The organism is Streptomyces sp. NPDC044064 (assembly GCF_056434245.1).
The window spans coordinates 259,616-277,074 of the sequence record NZ_JBWKFN010000007.1; the positions used below are offsets into that span (position 1 = coordinate 259,616).

At 71.4% G+C, this 17,459-nt stretch carries 13 protein-coding genes; all 13 read left to right on the plus strand.

Going from position 1 to position 17,459, the window contains the following annotated elements:
- Positions 1 to 299: 299 nt before the first annotated feature.
- From AC07DS_RS14325 to AC07DS_RS14385, 13 genes are read left to right on the plus strand one after another with little or no spacing between them, the layout of a single operon-like run.
- Positions 300 to 2,159, plus strand: a complete 1,860-nt coding sequence (locus tag AC07DS_RS14325) for a phage tail sheath family protein (protein WP_479145139.1) — start codon at positions 300 to 302, stop codon at positions 2,157 to 2,159.
- Between the two features lie 34 nt (positions 2,160 to 2,193).
- A complete protein-coding gene (locus tag AC07DS_RS14330) occupies positions 2,194 to 2,718 on the plus strand; it encodes a phage tail protein (protein ID WP_004003113.1) in 525 nt (174 codons plus the stop codon).
- Positions 2,719 to 2,751: 33 nt separating this feature from the next.
- Positions 2,752 to 3,480, plus strand: coding sequence for a T4 family baseplate hub assembly chaperone (locus AC07DS_RS14335; RefSeq protein WP_479145141.1), 729 nt, complete (start codon positions 2,752 to 2,754; stop codon positions 3,478 to 3,480).
- Positions 3,473 to 4,216 (plus strand): hypothetical protein, encoded by a 744-nt coding sequence (locus AC07DS_RS14340; RefSeq protein WP_479145143.1) that lies wholly within the window; start codon positions 3,473 to 3,475, stop codon positions 4,214 to 4,216. Before AC07DS_RS14335 ends, AC07DS_RS14340 begins: the two co-directional genes overlap by 8 nt.
- 60 nt (positions 4,217 to 4,276) lie before the next feature.
- Positions 4,277 to 5,182: a Pvc16 family protein gene (locus tag AC07DS_RS14345; protein WP_479145145.1), complete on the plus strand. Its 906-nt coding sequence runs from the start codon at positions 4,277 to 4,279 to the stop codon at positions 5,180 to 5,182.
- A gap of 36 nt (positions 5,183 to 5,218) precedes the next feature.
- Entirely contained in the window at positions 5,219 to 7,189 is a 1,971-nt protein-coding gene (locus tag AC07DS_RS14350) for an ATP-binding protein (RefSeq protein WP_479145147.1), read from the plus strand.
- The gene (locus AC07DS_RS14355) at positions 7,180 to 7,464 is read left to right on the plus strand and encodes a hypothetical protein (RefSeq protein WP_479145149.1); all 285 of its coding nucleotides are present in this window, start codon (positions 7,180 to 7,182) and stop codon (positions 7,462 to 7,464) included. The genes AC07DS_RS14350 and AC07DS_RS14355 overlap by 10 nt, the downstream gene beginning before the upstream one ends.
- Positions 7,461 to 14,021, plus strand: a complete 6,561-nt coding sequence (locus tag AC07DS_RS14360) for an eCIS core domain-containing protein (RefSeq protein ID WP_479145151.1) — start codon at positions 7,461 to 7,463, stop codon at positions 14,019 to 14,021. Before AC07DS_RS14355 ends, AC07DS_RS14360 begins: the two co-directional genes overlap by 4 nt.
- Before the next feature lie 14 nt (positions 14,022 to 14,035).
- Entirely contained in the window at positions 14,036 to 14,701 is a 666-nt protein-coding gene (locus AC07DS_RS14365; RefSeq protein ID WP_479145153.1) for a hypothetical protein, read from the plus strand.
- Positions 14,698 to 15,384: a hypothetical protein gene (locus AC07DS_RS14370; protein ID WP_479145155.1), complete on the plus strand. Its 687-nt coding sequence runs from the start codon at positions 14,698 to 14,700 to the stop codon at positions 15,382 to 15,384. The genes AC07DS_RS14365 and AC07DS_RS14370 overlap by 4 nt, the downstream gene beginning before the upstream one ends.
- A 10-nt stretch (positions 15,385 to 15,394) precedes the next feature.
- Positions 15,395 to 15,757 (plus strand): hypothetical protein, encoded by a 363-nt coding sequence (locus AC07DS_RS14375; RefSeq protein WP_479145157.1) that lies wholly within the window; start codon positions 15,395 to 15,397, stop codon positions 15,755 to 15,757.
- The gene (locus tag AC07DS_RS14380) at positions 15,750 to 16,889 is read left to right on the plus strand and encodes a hypothetical protein (RefSeq protein WP_479145159.1); all 1,140 of its coding nucleotides are present in this window, start codon (positions 15,750 to 15,752) and stop codon (positions 16,887 to 16,889) included. The genes AC07DS_RS14375 and AC07DS_RS14380 overlap by 8 nt, the downstream gene beginning before the upstream one ends.
- 33 nt (positions 16,890 to 16,922) lie before the next feature.
- The gene (locus AC07DS_RS14385) at positions 16,923 to 17,459 is read left to right on the plus strand and encodes a phage baseplate assembly protein V (RefSeq protein ID WP_393478484.1); all 537 of its coding nucleotides are present in this window, start codon (positions 16,923 to 16,925) and stop codon (positions 17,457 to 17,459) included.

The following is a 17,459-nucleotide window of genomic DNA, read 5'->3' on the forward strand; positions in this document are numbered from 1 at the left end:
GGGGAGTTGACCTTCACGAAACCTTCTCTTTGCCTGGCCGGAAGACGCCTTGCTGGGTCAACTCGCCGCGCAACAAGGTGTGTTGAGCACTTGAGCATCAGGAGTCGCAAGCGCACTGCTTGACCCGGACACCGACCGTCCGGGCGTCGACGGGGGAACTGATGCGGTGTGCGCTCGACCGCCGCCGTCCAGTCGCGCGGGGTCGCTTGCCGCACCGATCCGGAACATGTCCCTCCGCTGTCACTCTCTTGGTGTCTTCGTCCGGTGCCCGAGAGACAGGGACAGGAGGGGGAAAGCCGATGAGCGCGGTGAGCGCCGCCAAGCCGACGTATCCCGGCGTCTACGTCGAAGAGCTTCCCAGCAGCACCCGCACCATCTCGACCCTGACCACGTCGGTGACCGCTTTCGTGGGTCACACCCGGCGGGGTCCGCTGAACGAGCCGGTGCGCGTCACCAGCTTCGCGGAGTTCGAGCGCCGCTTCGGCGGCCTGAGCGCACGCAGCGCCGTCGGCTACGCGGTCCACCAGTTCTTCGGCAACGGCGGCACCGTCGCCGTCGTCGTCCGCGTCACCAGGGCCGGCAGCGGCAGGGCCGCCTGCGTCACCCTCAAGTCCACCGAGGGGCACAGCGACAGCCCGGTCCTGGAGGTGCACGCCAAGGAGCCCGGCGTATGGGGCAACGGCCTGCGCGTGGCCGTCGACCAGGACACGCCCTGCCCCGACGAGACCTTCAACCTGCGTGTCCACGACGCCAGGGGCGAGGCCCGGGAGAGCTTCACCGGCCTGTCCATGGACCCCTCCAACGGCCGCTACGCACAGACCGTGATCAACGCCGGCTCCCGGCTGATCCGCGTCGAGGTGCTCGGCGAGGGCCGTCCCGACCCGTCCGGGACGGTCTCCAAGCCCTTCGGTCACGAGCTGCCCGACCTGGCCGTCGACCTCACCGTCAAGATCGGCGACGTGGAACGCGAGTTCACGCTCTACGACCCCGACTGCGACGGCGAGGCCCCGGGCAGCGTGGCCGAACTGGCCCTGCTGCTCGAGCGCAAGCTGCGCGCGCTGCCCGACGCCCCGGGCAAGCACGCCTTCGCGGGCGCCGAGGTGACCGCCTTCGGCCGTCGCATCCAGGTGGTCGCGGGCTCCACCGACCCCGAGGACGTCGTCCGCTTCCTCGGCGAGTGCGCCAACGACCTCGGCCTGGAGGCCTCCGTCAACCCGCCCGTCCTCCCGCTGGCGGGCGGCGAGGACGGAGAAGCCCCCGGTCCGCGCGACCTCATCGGCTCCGAGGCCGACAAGACCGGCATCCAGGCGCTGCGCGGCGTGGCCGACGTCAACCTCCTCGTCCTGCCCGAGCTGGCCGCGTACGAGAGGACCGAGGACGCGATCACGGTCGTGTCGGCCGCCCAGCGGCTGTGCCAGGAGCGGCGGATCTTCCTGCTCGTCGACGCACCCGGCACCTGGGTCAGCGTGGACACCGCACGGGCCGGCGTCGCCGCCTTCGACGCCGTACGCGGCAACCACGCGGCCCTGTACTTCCCGCACCTGCAGCTCACCGACCCGCTCACCGGGCGGCTGCGCTCCTTCCCGCCCTCCGGCGCGATCGCGGGCGTCGTCGCGCGCACCGACTCCGAGCGCGGCGTCTGGAAGGCACCGGCCGGCACCGAGGCGCGGCTCGCGGGCGTCCACTCGCTCACGGTCAACCTGACCGACCGCGAGACCGGACTGCTCAACCCGCTCGGCGTCAACTGCCTGCGCAGCTTCCCGTTGACCGGCCCGACGGTCTGGGGCGCCCGCACCCTGGAGGGCGCCGACGCGCTCGACAGCGAGTGGAAGTACGTGCCCGTACGGCGGCTCGCCCTGCACGTCGAGGAGAGTCTCCAGCGCGGCCTGCAGTGGGTGGTGTTCGAGCCCAACGACGAGAACCTGTGGCAGCAGATCCGCCTCGCCGCCTCCTCGTACCTGCACACGCTCTTCCGGCAGGGCGCCTTCAAGGGCGGCACCCCGCGCGAGGCCTACTTCGTCAAGTGCGACGGCGACACCACCACCGACGAGGACATCGCGAACGGGATCGTGAACGTCCTGGTCGGCATCGCACCGGTCCGCCCGGCGGAGTTCGTGATCGTCAAAATCCAGCAGACGTCCGGCCAGTTCGAGCTGTAGGCCCACGGGAATCTTGGAGAGCTGAAGGAATCCGATGGCAGAGTTCACCGTCAACGCCCATCGTTTCGACCCCTACAAGAACTTCAAGTTCCTGGTCCTGTGGGACGGTCGTACGGTCGCCGGCATCAGCAAGATCAGTCCGCTGAAGCGCACCACCGAGGTCGTCAAGCACCGTCACGGCGGCGACCCGTCCTCCCCGCGCAAGTCGCCCGGCCGCTCCGAGTTCGAGGGCATCACCCTGGAGCGCGGTGTCACCCACGACCCCGAGTTCGACCGCTGGGCCAACAAGGTCTGGCAGGTCGGCGCGGGCCTCGGCTCCGAGGTGTCCCTGGCCGACTTCCGCAAGGACATCGTCATACAGGTCCTCAACGAGGCCGGCCAGGTCGCCGTCTCGCACAAGCTCTACCGGACCTGGCCCAGCGAGTACCAGGTCCTCGGCGAACTGGACGCCAACGCCAACGCGGTGGCCATCCAGTCGCTGAAGCTCGAGTGCGAGGGCTGGGAGCGGGACTACGAGGTGCCCGAGCCCGAGGAGCCCTCCTTCCTCAACCCGGCCTGATCGGAAGCAGGATGAGGAAGCCGGGGGGAGCACATGGCGATCACGGGGGCGGCCGGGCTGCTGGCCACCTGGGAGGCGGGGCTCGCCGAGACGGCCACCGGACGGGCCCTGCTGCTGCACGGCACGGCGCGCCCGGACCTCGACGCCGCGGCGCTGCCCGCGGTGCCGGTCGGCGAGCGCGAGTCCGATCTGTTCGCCCTGCGCCGCGCCCTGTTCGGGGAGCGGATGCAGGTGCGGCTGGAGTGCCGGGCGTGCGGTACGGACATGGAGTTCGAGCTGGACGCCGGGGAGTTCGCCCGTTCCCTCGGCGCACCCGAGGCCACGGTCGTGCGGCTGACGGAGGGTGGCTGGGACATCAGGTTCCGGCTGCCCTCCGCCGCCGACCTGACGACCGCGAACCGGGCCGCCGACCCGCGCGCCGCGCTCCTCGCCCGGTGCCTGGTCTCGGCGGAGCACGACGGGACGCCCAGGACCGCCGACGCCCTTCCGGCGCCGGTGCAGCGGCGGATCGCCGAGGCCGTCGAGGCCGCCGACCCGGGCGCCGACGTCACGCTCGGCGTCGGCTGCCCCGAGTGCGGTGCGGCCGGCCGGGCCGACCTCGACATCGCCTCCTACCTGTGGACCGAACTGGACGCCTGGGCCAGGGACCTGCTCCTCGACGTCCATCTGCTCGCCACCGCCTACGGCTGGAGCGAGCCGGAGATCCTGGCGCTCAGCCCGCTGCGGCGCCGCTACTACCTGGAGCTGTGTGCGGATGTCTGACTCCTCCTCCCGGGCGCCCGAGGCGGAGCCCGACTTCCTCGACCGGCTGATCGCCCGGCACGCCGCCCCAGGGCCGGACACCGTCCGGGTACGGCCGCGGCTGCCCGGCCCCTTCGAACGCGTCGAGGCGGTGCGGGCCCGCACCCCGGACCCGGACGCCACGGACTCCGTGCCGTGGCCCTCCGCCACGCCCGTACCCCTGCCGGACCGGGACGTGCCACCGCCCGCCGCCGGGCCCCGGCTCCACACGGAACGGGAACGGACCGTCGTACGCACCGAACGGGCCCCCGCGGAGCGGACAGCCCGCCCCGCACCGACCGCCCTGCCCGAAGCACCGCTGCTGCGTCCCGCCGCGCCCCTTGCGGCCGGGCCGCTGCCGGTGCCCGGGACCGGTCCGCGCACCTCCGGGCGGGGAGGCCCGGAGCATGGCGCGGACCGGGTCGCGACGCCCGCGCCCACCCGCCGGGGCGCGGGCGTCGCTCCCCACACCGTCGCGTCCGCGGCACCGAGGCCGAGCGCCGCGGACACGACGGCGGCCCGCGAGGCCGTCCGGCAGGCCGCCGCACGCCGGCCGGGCAAGGCGCCCGAACAGGTGGTGCAGGTACAGATCGGCCGCCTCGAGGTGACCGCCGGGCAGTCGCCGACGAGGAACGGGCCACGGCAGCCGGAGCGGTCGGCGGAGCGGCCCGGCGCGGCCCTCAGCCTTGCGGACTACCTGGCACGGGGGCGCGAGTGAGCCGCACGGCACTGAGCGTGGCGGCAGAGGCAACACGAGAGGAACCGGGGAACTGACGTCATGAGCAACGCACTCGCCCTCGCCCATGTCAGCCAGGCCCTGGCCCTGCTGATCGAGTCCCATCTGCAGCCGGACATCGACATGGCCGTCAAGGTGGAGCCGCGCAAGCCGCCCACCGAGCCGCCGACTGACCCCACCATCTCCGTCTTCCTCTACCAGGTCACCCCCGACACCTCGCAGCGCAACAACGACCTGCCCACCCGCGCGCCCGACGGCAGGCTGGTGCGCCGGGCCGCCGCCGCACTCGACCTGCAGTACCTGATCACCGCGTACGGCGACGAGACCGAGCTGGTCGGGCAGCGGCTCATCGGCTCGGTGGTGCGCACCCTGCACGAGATACCCGTCCTGCCCAAGGACGTCATCGAACTCGCCGGTGAGAAGCCCTACCTGGCGGGCAGCGACCTCGCCGAGGCGGCCCAGCGGGTGCGGTTCACACAGTCGGTCATGGACATCGACGAGACGTCGAAGCTGTGGGGGATGCTCTACCAGACCCCGTACGCGCTGTCGGTGGTCTACCAGGCCTCCCTCGTCTTCATCGACGGCCGCGAGACCCCGGCACCGGCGAAGCCCGTCGAACGGCCCGCGGTACGGGTGCTGCCGTTCGGGGCACCGGGAGCGCCGGTCCCTCCGGGGGCCGATCCGCAGTCTGAGGGAACGTCAGCCGAAGTGCGCGGCAAGGAAGTCGGGACCGGCGCCCAGGAGCCCGCTTCCGGCGCGGCCGCGAAGGCGACGCCCGCCAAGGCCGTCGCCGGGACCGCGGCCAAGGCACCCGCCCGTACGCGGAAGACGGCGCAGCCGGCCCGGACCGCGAAGCGGACGCAGAAGAAGGCACGGCCCGCACAGGAGACCGACTCCGACTCCGGCTCCGCGACGCGAGCGGGCGGCGACGAGGGCGCGGAGAACTGAGACGGCATGGGCGACACGACGGGGGCAGGTGAACACATGGGCACGAACGAGCCGGGTGCGACGGGTGCGAGCGACGGCGGTTCGGCGCTGACCGACGGGATCCGGCGCGTCCTGGCCCGCGTCGACGCCCACGCCGAACGCGCCACCGGGCAGCAGTCCGGCGACACCGGTGCCGACACCGCCGTCGTACCCGTACCCGGGACCACCGCACCCCTCGACGCGCTGGTCGCCTGCTTCGGTCTCACCCCCTTCGAGCGCGACCTCGTCCTGCTCACCGCCGCCGACGAACTCGACCCCACGACGGCCGCCCGGTGTGCGGCGGCCGCCGCAGACCCGCAGCGGGGGTACCCCACCTTCTCGCTCGCGCTGGCCGCCCTGGACGAGCCGCACTGGAGCGCGCTCACCCCCGTGGCGCCGCTGCGGCGCTGGCGGATCGTCGAACTGGAGGACGAGACCCGGCTGACCGTCTCCCGGCTCCGGCTGGACGAGCGCATCCTGCACTTCCTGCTGGGCTCGCCCTACCTGGACGCCCGGCTGCACGGCAGGCTGCGCCGCACCACGGCACCGGAGGCGCTCCCGCCGTCGTACGACATGGCCGCGAGCCGGCTCGCCGAGGGCTGGACGGAGGACGGTCGCAGCCCCGACGCACCGCTGCTGGTCGAGGTGACCGGCGGCGACCTGCGCAGCCGGGCCGACATCGCCGCCGCCGCGGCCGCCCGCTGCGGCCTCGGGCTGTACGCCATGAGCGCCGAGGACGTGCCGGCCGACCCCGTCGAACGCGACCGGCTGGCCCGGCTGTGGCAGCGGGAGGCGATCCTGCTGCCGGCCGCGCTGCTGCTGGAGGCCGGTGAACTGGACCGCGACCAGCGGGCGGCGACCGAGGCCTTCCTGGCCGGGGCCGCCGTACCCGTCGTCGTCTCCGGCGAGGACCCGCTGCGCACCGAGCGCCCGCACGGCCCGCGGGTGGCCGTGCCCCGCCTGGACGACGACGAGCAACTCGCGCTCTGGTCCGACGCGTTCCAGGACGTCGCCGACCTGGCGGAGGGCGAACTCCGCTCCCTGGTCGCACAGTTCCAGCTGCCCCCGCACGTCGTACGGTCCGCCGCGGCCGCGGTACGCCGTCGGCTGCCCCGCGAGGACGAGCTGGACGCCGCCGAACTCGCCTGGCACGCGGGCCTGGACGAGGCCCGCATCGGAATGGACGAACTCGGCCGCCGGATCGAGCCCGGAGCCGGCTGGGACGACCTCGTGCTGCACGAGCGGCAGACGGCCGTGCTGCGGGAGATCATCGCGCACGTACGGCAGCGCTCCACCGTCCACCAGGAGTGGGGCTTCGCCGCGACCCTGCGCCGCGGCCTCGGCGTCACCGCCCTGTTCGCGGGCGGCTCCGGCACCGGCAAGACCCTCGCGGCCGAGGTCATGGCCGGTGAACTGGGCCTCGACCTGTTCGTCGTGGATCTCTCCCAGGTGGTCAGCAAGTACATCGGCGAGACCGAGAAGAACCTCCGCCGGGTCTTCGACGCCGCCGAACGCGGCGGCGCACTGCTGCTGTTCGACGAGGCCGACGCCCTCTTCGGCAAGCGCAGCGAGGTCAAGGACAGCCACGACCGGTACGCCAACCTGGAGGTCAGCTATCTGCTCATGCGGATGGAGGCCTACCGGGGCCTCGCCATCCTCACCACCAACATGAAGCAGGCCCTCGACACGGCCTTCCAGCGGCGTATCCGCTTCGTGGTCGACTTCCCCTTCCCGGCCGAGCACGAACGCGCCGAGATCTGGCGCCGGGTGCTGCCACCGCAGGCCCCCGTGAAGGACATCGACCCCGCGCTGCTGGCCCGGCTCACCGTCGCCGGCGGCTCGATCCGCAACATCGCGCTGTCCGGGGCGTTCCTCGCCGCCGAGGAGGGCGACCGGCTGCAGATGCGGCACATGCTCGCGGCCGCCCGCACCGAGTACCTCAAGCTGGAGCGCTCGCTGACCCCGACGGAGGTCCGCGGATGGGTGTGAGCAGAAGGCCTTCGGTGATCCGCGTGGAGATCGGCGAACTCGTACTCGACGGCTTCGGCGCGGACCCGGCCCGCGTCTCGGCCGCGTTCGAACGCGAACTGACCCGGCTGGTACGGCTGCACGGCGTACCCCTGGCCGCGCACGGCGCCCTGGCGGTCGACGCGCTGACCGGCCTCGCGCCCCTGCCCGCCGGGCTGTCCGCACGCCGGCTCGGCCAGGAACTGGCCCGCGCGGTGCACGAGGGACTCAGCGGCCACGGGGAGGTGGCGCCGTGAGCTCCCAGGCGCAGCAGGAGAGCGCGGAACAGAGCGCCGAACAGCGCCGGCGCAAGCGCAGGGAACGGGCGGCCAAGTCCCGCGCCCCCGAGCCGAAGAACATCGTCAGCGGCGCCGGACAGCCCCTCGACCCGGGCGTACGACGCGAGCTGGAGGAGCAGCTCGGCCACGACCTGAGCCGGGTACGCCTGCACACCGGCCGGGACGCCGCACAGCTCACCCAGCTGCTCGGCGCGGACGCCGTGGCCGTCGGCCAGGACATCCTCTTCAGCGAGGGCGCCTTCAAGCCGGGCACCGACGAGGGCCGGCGGCTGCTCGCCCATGAGCTGCTGCACACCGTGCAGAACCCGCACGGCCTCGGCACGCTGCGGGCAGGGCGTGAGCCGGGGGCGGTGAGTCTGCCGCAGCAGGCGATCGAGCGGGAGGCGGAGGCGGCCGCCCAGAGCCTCGTACGGGCCGAGCGGGCCGAGTCCGCCCCCGAGGTGGAGGAGGGGCGGGCGACTCCGGGCTGGCTGCGCTACGCCACCCTGGACGCGGACCGCAGGCGCACGGAGGCGATCGATCCGGCGACCCTCGTCGACCGGCTCGCCAACTCGGTCGTACGGTCGCTGCGCGGCGACCCCGAGGACCTGTCCAAGCGCACCCGCAAGCAACTGGCCGGGCTTCCGGAGGAGTTGCTCGACCAGGTCCTCGACCGGCTGGAGAACCGGCTGCTCGGCTCCGAACAGGACCGTGTGCTGGACCTCGTCGACGAGATCGACGCGTACGACGACTTCGCCGACGACCGGGTGGAGCGGGACGCCCACGCCGCTCCCGGGATCGAGCCCGACACGGCCGAGGAGATCCGGGCCGAGCGGGAGAGCACCCGGCGCGGCGACGCGGAGGAGCGCGCCCGGAAGGACAAGCCGGAGACCGCACCCGGTCCGGAGAAGGACCGGACCGACCACGAGGGCGCACCCGGAAGCACTCCGTCGAACGGCGGCACCCGCGAGCAGCAGCGGCAGCAGTCGGGCTCCGAGGCGGACGGCGGCGGAGCCCGGTCGTCCTCCGGGGCAGCGCAGCAGGAGGCGACGGCGGCCGCACCGGCGGGAGGGCCCACCACCGCGCAGGGCGGTCAGGGCGCACGGGCCGAGGAGAAGACGCAGTCCCAGGGAGCCGACCAGGGGCAGAAGAAGGACGAGGGCGCCAAGGAGGCGGGCGAGCAGCAGGGCGCCCCGACGGCCGGCGCGGAGGAGTCCGCCGCCCGGAACCGCCCCGGGGCCGCCGAGCAGTTCGTCACCGGCAAGCAGGCGGCCAAGGAGGACAAGCGGGGCCCGGAGCAGCCGACCGCTTCGCCCACGGTGGGCCGCGACACCGAGCTGCCCGCACCGGCGAGCAGGCTGGACGGCGTACGCAACCAGGATCTCGACGGACCCGAGGATTCGGCGGACGAGGACACGGCCGAGGCCGGCAGCACCTCCGAGGTGGAGGTCGGAGGGGGCGGGGCGAGCGCCTGGGACACCAGGCTCCAGCCGGAGGACTTCCTGCCGGAGCAGGACCCCGACCTGTCCGGGGTGCCGACGGCGGACACGACGCAGGACACCACGTCCGGCAGCCAGTCGCTCCCCGACTTCCCCGCACCCCCGTTGACCAAGGCCGACCGCGTGCAGGCCGAGCGCGACGTCGAGGACGCGGAGGACGCGGCGGCCGAAGCGGAGGGGGAGTCCGAGGAAGACACCGTCGAGGAAGCGGCTGCCGAGCCCTCGACGTCCCGCGAGACGGAGGGCGGACCGGGTGACACCCTGCTCGCCGATCTCGGTGCGGACCGGACGATCATGGTTCCGGCGGACACCGGTACGGTCTCCAAGGACCCGAAGCGCGGAGACGATCCGAAGGCCGGACCGGTCACGGCACAGACCACGGTGCAGCAGGCACCCGGTGCGCAGGACGGCGGAAGGTCGCAGGAGAGCGGGGCCGCGAAGGAGACCGCGGCCAAGCAGGAGAAGGGCACTCCGGCCGCGGGGGACGGGGCGGCAGCCGGTCAGGAGAAGAGTTCCCCGCAGGCGGTGGGCGGTACGGCCGCTGCGCCCGCGCCGAAGAGCGAACAGCAGGCCCCCGCGGCCGGGGCCGCGGCCGCCGGAAGCGGGCGCACGGACGACGCCAAGTCGCCCTCGGCGGCCCGCGACTCCCACAGCACCGGCGGATCCGACGCGGACCGCCCCGGCAGCTCCACCAGTGGGTCCCAGAGCGGGGGCGCGCCCGAGGCCGACCGCGCTCCGAGCGAGCAGAGCGCGGCACCGCAGCCCGCTCCCACGCGGGCGACCGCCCCGGCGCCCGAGCCGCCCGCGCCGAAGGCAGCCGACGCCGAGCCCGCGTCGACGGAGGAACGGGCACCCAGGACCGTGGTCCCGAAGTCGGCACCTGCTGCCTCCGGCGCCACGGGCGGCGTCGCCGGCAAGCCGGCCGGCAAGGGGAAGGCGAAGAAGGACTCGGGGCCGGCTCCGAACCTCTCCCAGGTCTCGCCGGAGGCCGGGCTGAGCACGGCCGCCCGGTTGAAGCCCCACCAGGCGCTGGAGGCCATGGGCGGGGTCGGCGGCTCGGTGGACCGCAGCGTCGGCGACGAGCACACACAGCTCGCTGCCGCGCCGCCCTCGATGCAGCGTCCCGCGGGCGCGCCGCAGACCCTGGAGGGCAGGCCGAGGACCGACTCACCGGCCCGGTACTCGCAGGACCCGGCGCAGAAGTCGGAGGCACCCGAGCAGGAGAACGCCGAGGTCACCGGGGCGAAGCAGCCCGAAGGCCAGATCGAGGCGGAGAAGGCCGAGGAGCCGGGCGGCTGGCAGACCTTCAAGATGGCCCTCGGCTTCGGCCTCGGCTGGCTCGCCGAGAAACTCGGCTTCAAGGTCGACAAGCAGGAGCTGGCGGCCAAGTTCGCCGGGCTGCCCACGAAGGACGAGGCCCTCAAGCAGGCCCAGGCGGGCAACGCCCCCGGCGTGCAGATGCAGGGTGCCGCGGAGCAGACGACCGGCGAACAGGGTTCCGCCGTCGACGCCAAGGGCCAGGAGACCGTCGACACCGCCCGGGACGACTCCGGCCGTGGGATGGGCGAGGACCAGGTCTACCCCGACGCCCCCCAGGAGCAGCTGAAGGGCAAGGTGCCCGGCGCGGACGGCGTCAAGGCCGCCGCGCCCGGCAAGGCGTCCACCGGCGCCGTACCCCCGGACGCGGCGTCCGCGGTGGCGGAGCACGACCGCGGGCCCGAGTTCCAGGCGGCGTTCAGCCAGGGCCAGAAGGGCATGTCCGACAGCCGCCGGACCAAGGACAAGGACTTCCGCGACTCGCAGCAGAAGCACAAGCAGCAGGTCGACGGCGAGATCGGCAAGAACACCCGGGAACAGACGGGTCAGCGGACGAAGGCCCTCGACGAGGTCACGGCACAGCGCACCGACTGGCGCAAGGAACAGGACCAGGAGCTACAGAAGCTCGGCAGCAAGAAGACCGATCGGTCGGAGAAGCTCCGCAAGGACGTCGAGGACCGCGAGAAGAAGACCGACGACGACGTCTCGAAGCAGAAGACCGACAGCGACAAGCAGATCAAGGACAAGGGCGACCAGGCCGAGACGGACGCCAAGAACAAGACGGACGGCGCGGCAAAGGACTCGGGCAACTGGCTCACGAAGGCCTTCGACTGGATCAAAGAGAAGGTCATCGAGATCAAGAACGCGATCGTCCGGATCATCCGGGACGCGCGTGACGCGGTCGTCGGCTTCATCAAGAACTTCAAGGAGACCGTCGAGCGCTGGATCAACGAGGCCCGCAAGTTCATCGTCGACACCGTCAAGAACCTGATCGACGACCTGATCGAGTTCGCCAAGGCGATGGTCCGAGCCGTCATCGAACTGGCCGCCCGCATCAGGAAGTTCATCACCGACCTCATCGCGGCGGCGATCGCGTTCGTCACCAGGCTCGCGGCACGGCTGAAGCAGATCGTCTCGGATCTGCTCAACGCCCTCGCCAAGATGCTCAGCGACATCCTGAACATCCTCAAGAAGATGCTCATGGACGTCATCAAGTCCGTGATCGACGCGGTCAGGACGATCCTCGACTACGCCTCCAAACTCCTCGGCGCGCTCGGCGAGTTCATGATGATCGCGGTCGACTTCCTGGACGACCCCGGCGGCTGGCTGAGCGGCGCGAAGAACTCCGCGGTGGACGGGGCGAAGAACCACCTGTTCCGCGAGGTCCAGTCAGCCGTCAAGCAGTGGTTCCAGTCGAAGATCGAGGAGATCATCGGCGTACCCAGGGCCATCATCGACAAGCTGATCAAGGGCGGATTCTCGCTCGAGCGGATCGTGAAGGAGACCTGGGACGCCGTGGTGCCCCAGCTCCCGTTCATCATCGGCGAGATCGTGATCACCAAGGTCATCGCGAAGCTGATCCCCGGCGCGGGCTGGGTGATGGCCGTCATCGACGCGATCCGGACGGCGATCGGCGCCCTGGGCGAGATCCTGCGCGCCATGGGCGCGGTCCTGGCCTGGCTGCGTGCGGTCCGCCAAGGCGGGGCGGGCCTCCTGTTCGCCAAGGCGGTCGCGGCAGGCATCGTCGCCCTCCTGGAGCTGGCCTACCAGGCACTGCTGGACGGCATCGGCAAGTACGTCGCGAAGGTGGGCAAGCGCCTGAAGGGCGTGGCGGCGAAGCTCGGGCGGGGCGGCAGGGAAGGACGGGGCGAGGGCAGGCCTTCGGCCGGCGGAGCCGACGAATCGGGCGCTCCGCGCCGGAACCGGCCGGCCGAGAACGCTCCGGCCGAGCGCCCGACGAACACGCCCGTGGCCTCCACACGTCCCAAGGACACGGCCGCGGCCCCGAGCAGGCCGAAGGACGCCGAAGGCGCCGGCAGGAAGCCCACGACCGGTGACACGGCCACGCCCACCCGGCCGAGGGCGGGCGAGCCGAGCACCGCCCGTCCGGCCGACAGGCCCGCCGGCAAGCCGGACTCGCGTCCCACTCCGTCGGCGCAGCCGAAGCCGAAGCCGGAGCCCCGGGCGAAGCCGAAGCTCGACAAGGACGAGACCCCGGGCCGGCCGAAGGACGAGAAGGACCCGACGAAGCCGAAGGACCAGAAGGACCAGAAGGACCCGAACGGGCCCAAGGACGACCGGAAGCCCCTTGCCGGCAAGGAACCCGGGGCGAGCAGGCCGAAGGACGCCACGAAGCAGCCCAGGGACACCGAGGACGACGGCACACCGGCCAGGCCCAAGCCGGACAGGGACGCCGACCAGCCGAAGAAGCCGAAGCGCGACAAGGGCGACGACCCGAGGAAGCCGAAGCACGACGAGGACGGCAAGCCGCACAGGCCGGAGTCCGGCGAGCATGGCCCTCGCCGCCGCGAGCGGGGTCCGGACAGGACGGGACCCGGCCGGCCCAAGAGCCGCAGGGACAAGAACAAGCGGAAGAACGAGGAGGAGTCGAAGGACGAGAAGCTGGCCGTCATCACGGCTCGCATCCGGGCGAAACTTCTGCCGAAGGTCGAACGCGGCATCTGGGACGCGGACTTCCGGCCGCTCCTGAGCGCCATGAGGGCCTGGTACCGGCTCACAAGTCTGCGTGAGGTCGGGGACCCGGAAGTGAGTGTCGTGGCCACGCTGAACCCGTCGTCGGTCCCCCTCAGGGCGAAGCGTGTGCGGGATCCCCACATAAGGCTTCCCAAGATTCAGTTGAAGGAACTGAAGGAAGACGGCCTGCCCAAACCCAAGTTCCCGCCGTTCAACAGCGGCCCGCCGCATTCCCTGGAAGCGGGATATCTGAGTCGCAGCGTGAAGGATACGGGCGGTCCGCCCGGAAGCTTCAGCAACCCGCCCGGCTGGGACTATGTGACAGCGAACGGCCTTTCTGCGGAGAGCGCTTGGGTGCGCATGCACCTGCTTCCCGCAGCACTGGGTGGGATGCCCTCGAACAGCAACTTGGTGCCGGCGCGCGGACCCTCGGTGAACAGTCCCATGGCAAGACAGCTGGAACGGCCCGCCTATGACGCCATACCGAATCCAGAAGCGATGATCTGGTACAAGTGCGATGTGGTGTTCCACCCAATTCACAAGGACAGCAACGGGACCATCATCCGAGGGTTCCCGAAGCACATCACTTCAAGCTACGGCGGATACGACAAGATCCGAGGGACCGGGGAGAACAGGGGCGACTGGCGACCCAAGGCAGGTAGGTCGCACCCTATTCGTGACATACCTCCGCCCGCCCCGGACGAGCACAACATGCTGCTCATCAACTCCGCGGGCGCGGAGGCCGTCTGGCAGTACCTCGGTGGTGAAAAGGGTCCCACGCGAGGTTCTCGGCAGATCCCTCGCTACATCGCCGGCCTGGATGCCGATGGCAAGACCAGAACAACCACGAGATACGGCCAGGAGGTGGAGAACGGCCACCCCCGCTATTACTCGGTCTCGGATGTCCGGAGATTCCTGGAGCAGCGGAGGAGTGGTATGCGGAAGGGGGCGATGCAGGACATCTATCTGGTGATCTCAAAGCTCAAAGAGCTTGACCGGAACGGCAAGATCGATTGGCGCAGGTAACGAGGAATGCGGCTATGAGCACTAGTTTTCACGCCCGTGTGAGCGAGGTCGTCGACGAACTCGACTCCGCTGACGACATCGTCGTGGACTCCCGTCGCATCGGTGCGGGCGACGCCTGGGAGCTGACCGCCGAGGAGACCGACAGGATTCGCGCCGTCATGGGAGAGGCGGCCCTGCAGGGCGTCGAAGGCTATCTGCTCGGCGTCGAGCACGTTCATGTGGCCTGGCACATGGACGACTATTCGCTCGAAGGGGAGTTCTTCCTGAAGGACGTGCGTGCCTGTCTGTCGGGTAACTACCTCCCCTACGTGGACCCGAGTCTTCCGCCTGACCGTCGGGAACTGATGGACGGTCTGAAGATGTTCGAGGAGGCTCCCGGGTCGGGCCGTCTCGTCGCACTGCGGATCCCGGTGGACGGGCAGAGCCGAGAGGTGTGGTTCTACGACGCGAACCACCGCCGACTGGAATTGCTGGACCTCGACTACCAGTCCTACATGGAACACCTCCTCGCCACGAAGGGGGTTCCGGGCTGGCAGTACCTCTTCACGGACGTGGACCTCACGCACCGCGAATTCCACACCGAGGTCGGTCATATGAGGCGGGCGTTGGCGTGGTTCCCCGAGCTCTTCCCCGGCCACGACTACTCCGATCTCCGGGCCCGCCTGGAGGCGCGCGCATGACCCGCTACGCAGACATCCCCAAACCCATCCGGTCCGGAATAGTCGTCGTCAGTCCCGACACCGGCACCCCCCAACGCATCATCGTCCTCCAGTTCAACCCCGACACCCTGGAGCGCAGCATCGCGCCCCAGTCGGCCGGTGACGGTGGTGACGCGGGCGGCGGCGGTACCGGCAGTGGGGACCGCAACGAGGCCCTCCGGCTCAAGGGGCCCGCCCAGGAGACCTGGAAGTTCACCGCCGAGATCGACGCGACCGACCAGCTGGAGGTCGCCGCGCCCGACGGGATCCACCCGCAGCTCGCCACCCTGGAGATGCTGGTGCAGCCGACGACCGCGCAGTTGCGGGCCGCGAGCAGGCTGACGCAGCAGGGGAGCATCGAGATCAGCCCGATCGAGATGCCGCTGACGCTGTTCACCTGGGGGAGCAAGCGGGTCATGCCCGTCCGGCTCACCGAACTCTCCGTCAACGAGTCCGCCTTCGACGTCGACCTCAATCCGATCCGGGCCTCGCTGAGCATCGGAATGAAGATCCTGACCGTGAGCGACCTGCCCGCCGGGCATCGCGGCGCCGATCTGTACATGGCGCACCTGGCGCAGAAGGAGCGGCTCGCGGCCGCGGCGCGCGGCGGCAGCCTGGGCGCCCTCGGCCTCGGCGGCGTCGGACTCATGACCGGAAGGGGATGAGGAGAGAGCCATGGCAGGCACCGAGCCTTACGAGAGCGCACTCGACTCGATACCCGGAGCACACCCCTACCCGCGCACCAGCCGCTACCACGACGCCGAGATCGGCGTGCACCGCATGGCCGACGGCACCGAGGTCCGTTACACCAAGCGGCGGTTGCTGCCCCCGCTCGACGAGGAGACCGTGCCGCACACGGTCGCTGCCGGTGAGCGTCCCGATCTGCTCGGGCAGCGCTTCCTCGGCGACCCGGGACAGTGGTGGCGGATAGCCGACGCCAACCCCGTCCTCGATCCTCGGGAGTTGACGGACGAGGCGGGACGCGTCATCGGTATTCCGTCGCTCGGCGGTTTCCCCCGCGGAGAGCGGCGTGTCTGAACAGCCGGTCGGGCAGGGCCCCGTCCACATCCAGCTCCTCATGGGCCCCACCCTGGCCCGCCCGGTCCCGGCCGAGGTCGCCGAGGCGCTGCTGTCCGCCCAGATCACCGCGACCGCGGGGGAGCGCAGCGGCTTCCAGTTCGCCTTCGACCTCACCAAGCACGGGCTGATCAACCAGCGCCTGCTGCCCGAGGGCTTCTTCGATCCCAAGACGCGCGTCATCCTCACCGTCAGCGTCCGCGGCACCCCCGAGGTGCTGTTCGACGGGCTGATCGTCCGGCAGGAGGTCGGGGCCAGCAACATCCCGGGCCACTCCACCCTCACCGTCACCGGCGAGGACCTGACGCTGCTCATGGACCTGGAGGAGCGCACCGCCCGCTATCCCAACCTGCCCCCGTCCGAGCGCGTCCTCGCCATCCTGCGCCGGTACTCGGACTACGGCATCCGCCCGGACGTCTACACGGAGAAGGTGTCCCAGCCCCCGCACCAGGACCTGCGTGTGCACTACCAGACGCAGACGGATCTTCAGTACGTCACCGAGCTCGCCCGTGCCAACGGCTACACCTTCTACCTGGAGCCCGGACCCGACCCCGGCCAGTCGTCCGCCCGTTGGGGCCCGGAGGTCCGGCTCGGCCTGCGACAGCACGCCCTCAACGTCAACATGGACGCCAACACGACCGTGGACCAGCTGACGTTCGCGTACGACGGCACGGCACGCGAGGAGCCGCAGGCCCGCTGGCAGGACCCGGGGACACGGCAGGCCACCCTCCTGCCCCAGCCGCCGATCAGCGCCCTGCGCCCGCCGCTCGGCAGGCGGCCCACCCCGGCACTCAAGCGCCGGACCCTCGCCGGCACCGCCAAGCAGCAGCGCGAACAGGCCGAGGCCGAGCTCCTCGCCCGGGCCGCGGTCTCCGCCGACGTCGTCTCGGGCTCCGGGTCGCTCGACGTCAACCGGCACGGCTACCTCCTCCAGCCGCGCCGGCTCGTCGGCGTCCGCGGGGCCGGACGGGCCTACGACGGCGACTACTTCGTCAAGTCCGTCACCCACAACCTGCGACCGGGCTCGTTCCAGCAGAACTTCACCCTCTCCCGGGAGGGGCTCGAAGCGCGCAGCGACCGCGTCCGGCCCTGACCCGAAACACCCAAGAACCAGGAGCAGTTCAGCATGGCGGCACCCAGCAATCGCTACCTCGGCAAGTTCCGCGGCCGGGTCGTGGACAACAACGATCCGCTGCACATCGGCCGGATCACGGCCGAGGTCCCGGACGTCCTCGGCGACGAGCCGTCCACCTGGGCGCTGCCCTGCCTGCCGTTCACCGGACCACAGGCGGGCCAGTTCGTGGTGCCGCCGCCCGGCGCGGGTGTCTGGGTGGAGTTCGAGCAGGGGGATCCCAGCTTCCCCGTGTGGACCGGGTGCTGGTACGGCGACGCCGGCGAGCTGCCGCCCGACGCGCGCCGCGAACTGCAGGCGAACGCGGCGAACAAGCCGGTCGTCGTACAGACCCCGCAGGCCCACAAGATCGTCATGAACGACACCGCCGGCGCCGAGCAGGGGATCCTCCTCCAGGCCCAGGGCGGCGCCTACATCCGCATCACCAAGGAAGCCGTGGTCATCGCCACCGGCGCCGGTGCCGAAGTCGTCCTGCGCGGGCGCGAAGTGACCATCAACGAGGGCCAGTTGACCGTCCTCTCCAAGCGATAG

What these genes read in the sequence shown, in the direction of transcription:
- AC07DS_RS14325 (WP_479145139.1), top strand. Translation starts at nt 300, where the DNA reads ATGAGCGCGGTGAGCGCCGCCAAGCCGACGTATCCCGGCGTCTACGTC.
- AC07DS_RS14330 (WP_004003113.1), top strand. Translation starts at nt 2,194, where the DNA reads ATGGCAGAGTTCACCGTCAACGCCCATCGTTTCGACCCCTACAAGAAC.
- AC07DS_RS14335 (WP_479145141.1), top strand. Translation starts at nt 2,752, where the DNA reads ATGGCGATCACGGGGGCGGCCGGGCTGCTGGCCACCTGGGAGGCGGGG.
- AC07DS_RS14340 (WP_479145143.1), top strand. Translation starts at nt 3,473, where the DNA reads ATGTCTGACTCCTCCTCCCGGGCGCCCGAGGCGGAGCCCGACTTCCTC.
- AC07DS_RS14345 (WP_479145145.1), top strand. Translation starts at nt 4,277, where the DNA reads ATGAGCAACGCACTCGCCCTCGCCCATGTCAGCCAGGCCCTGGCCCTG.
- AC07DS_RS14350 (WP_479145147.1), top strand. Translation starts at nt 5,219, where the DNA reads ATGGGCACGAACGAGCCGGGTGCGACGGGTGCGAGCGACGGCGGTTCG.
- AC07DS_RS14355 (WP_479145149.1), top strand. Translation starts at nt 7,180, where the DNA reads ATGGGTGTGAGCAGAAGGCCTTCGGTGATCCGCGTGGAGATCGGCGAA.
- AC07DS_RS14365 (WP_479145153.1), top strand. Translation starts at nt 14,036, where the DNA reads ATGAGCACTAGTTTTCACGCCCGTGTGAGCGAGGTCGTCGACGAACTC.
- AC07DS_RS14370 (WP_479145155.1), top strand. Translation starts at nt 14,698, where the DNA reads ATGACCCGCTACGCAGACATCCCCAAACCCATCCGGTCCGGAATAGTC.
- AC07DS_RS14375 (WP_479145157.1), top strand. Translation starts at nt 15,395, where the DNA reads ATGGCAGGCACCGAGCCTTACGAGAGCGCACTCGACTCGATACCCGGA.
- AC07DS_RS14385 (WP_393478484.1), top strand. Translation starts at nt 16,923, where the DNA reads ATGGCGGCACCCAGCAATCGCTACCTCGGCAAGTTCCGCGGCCGGGTC.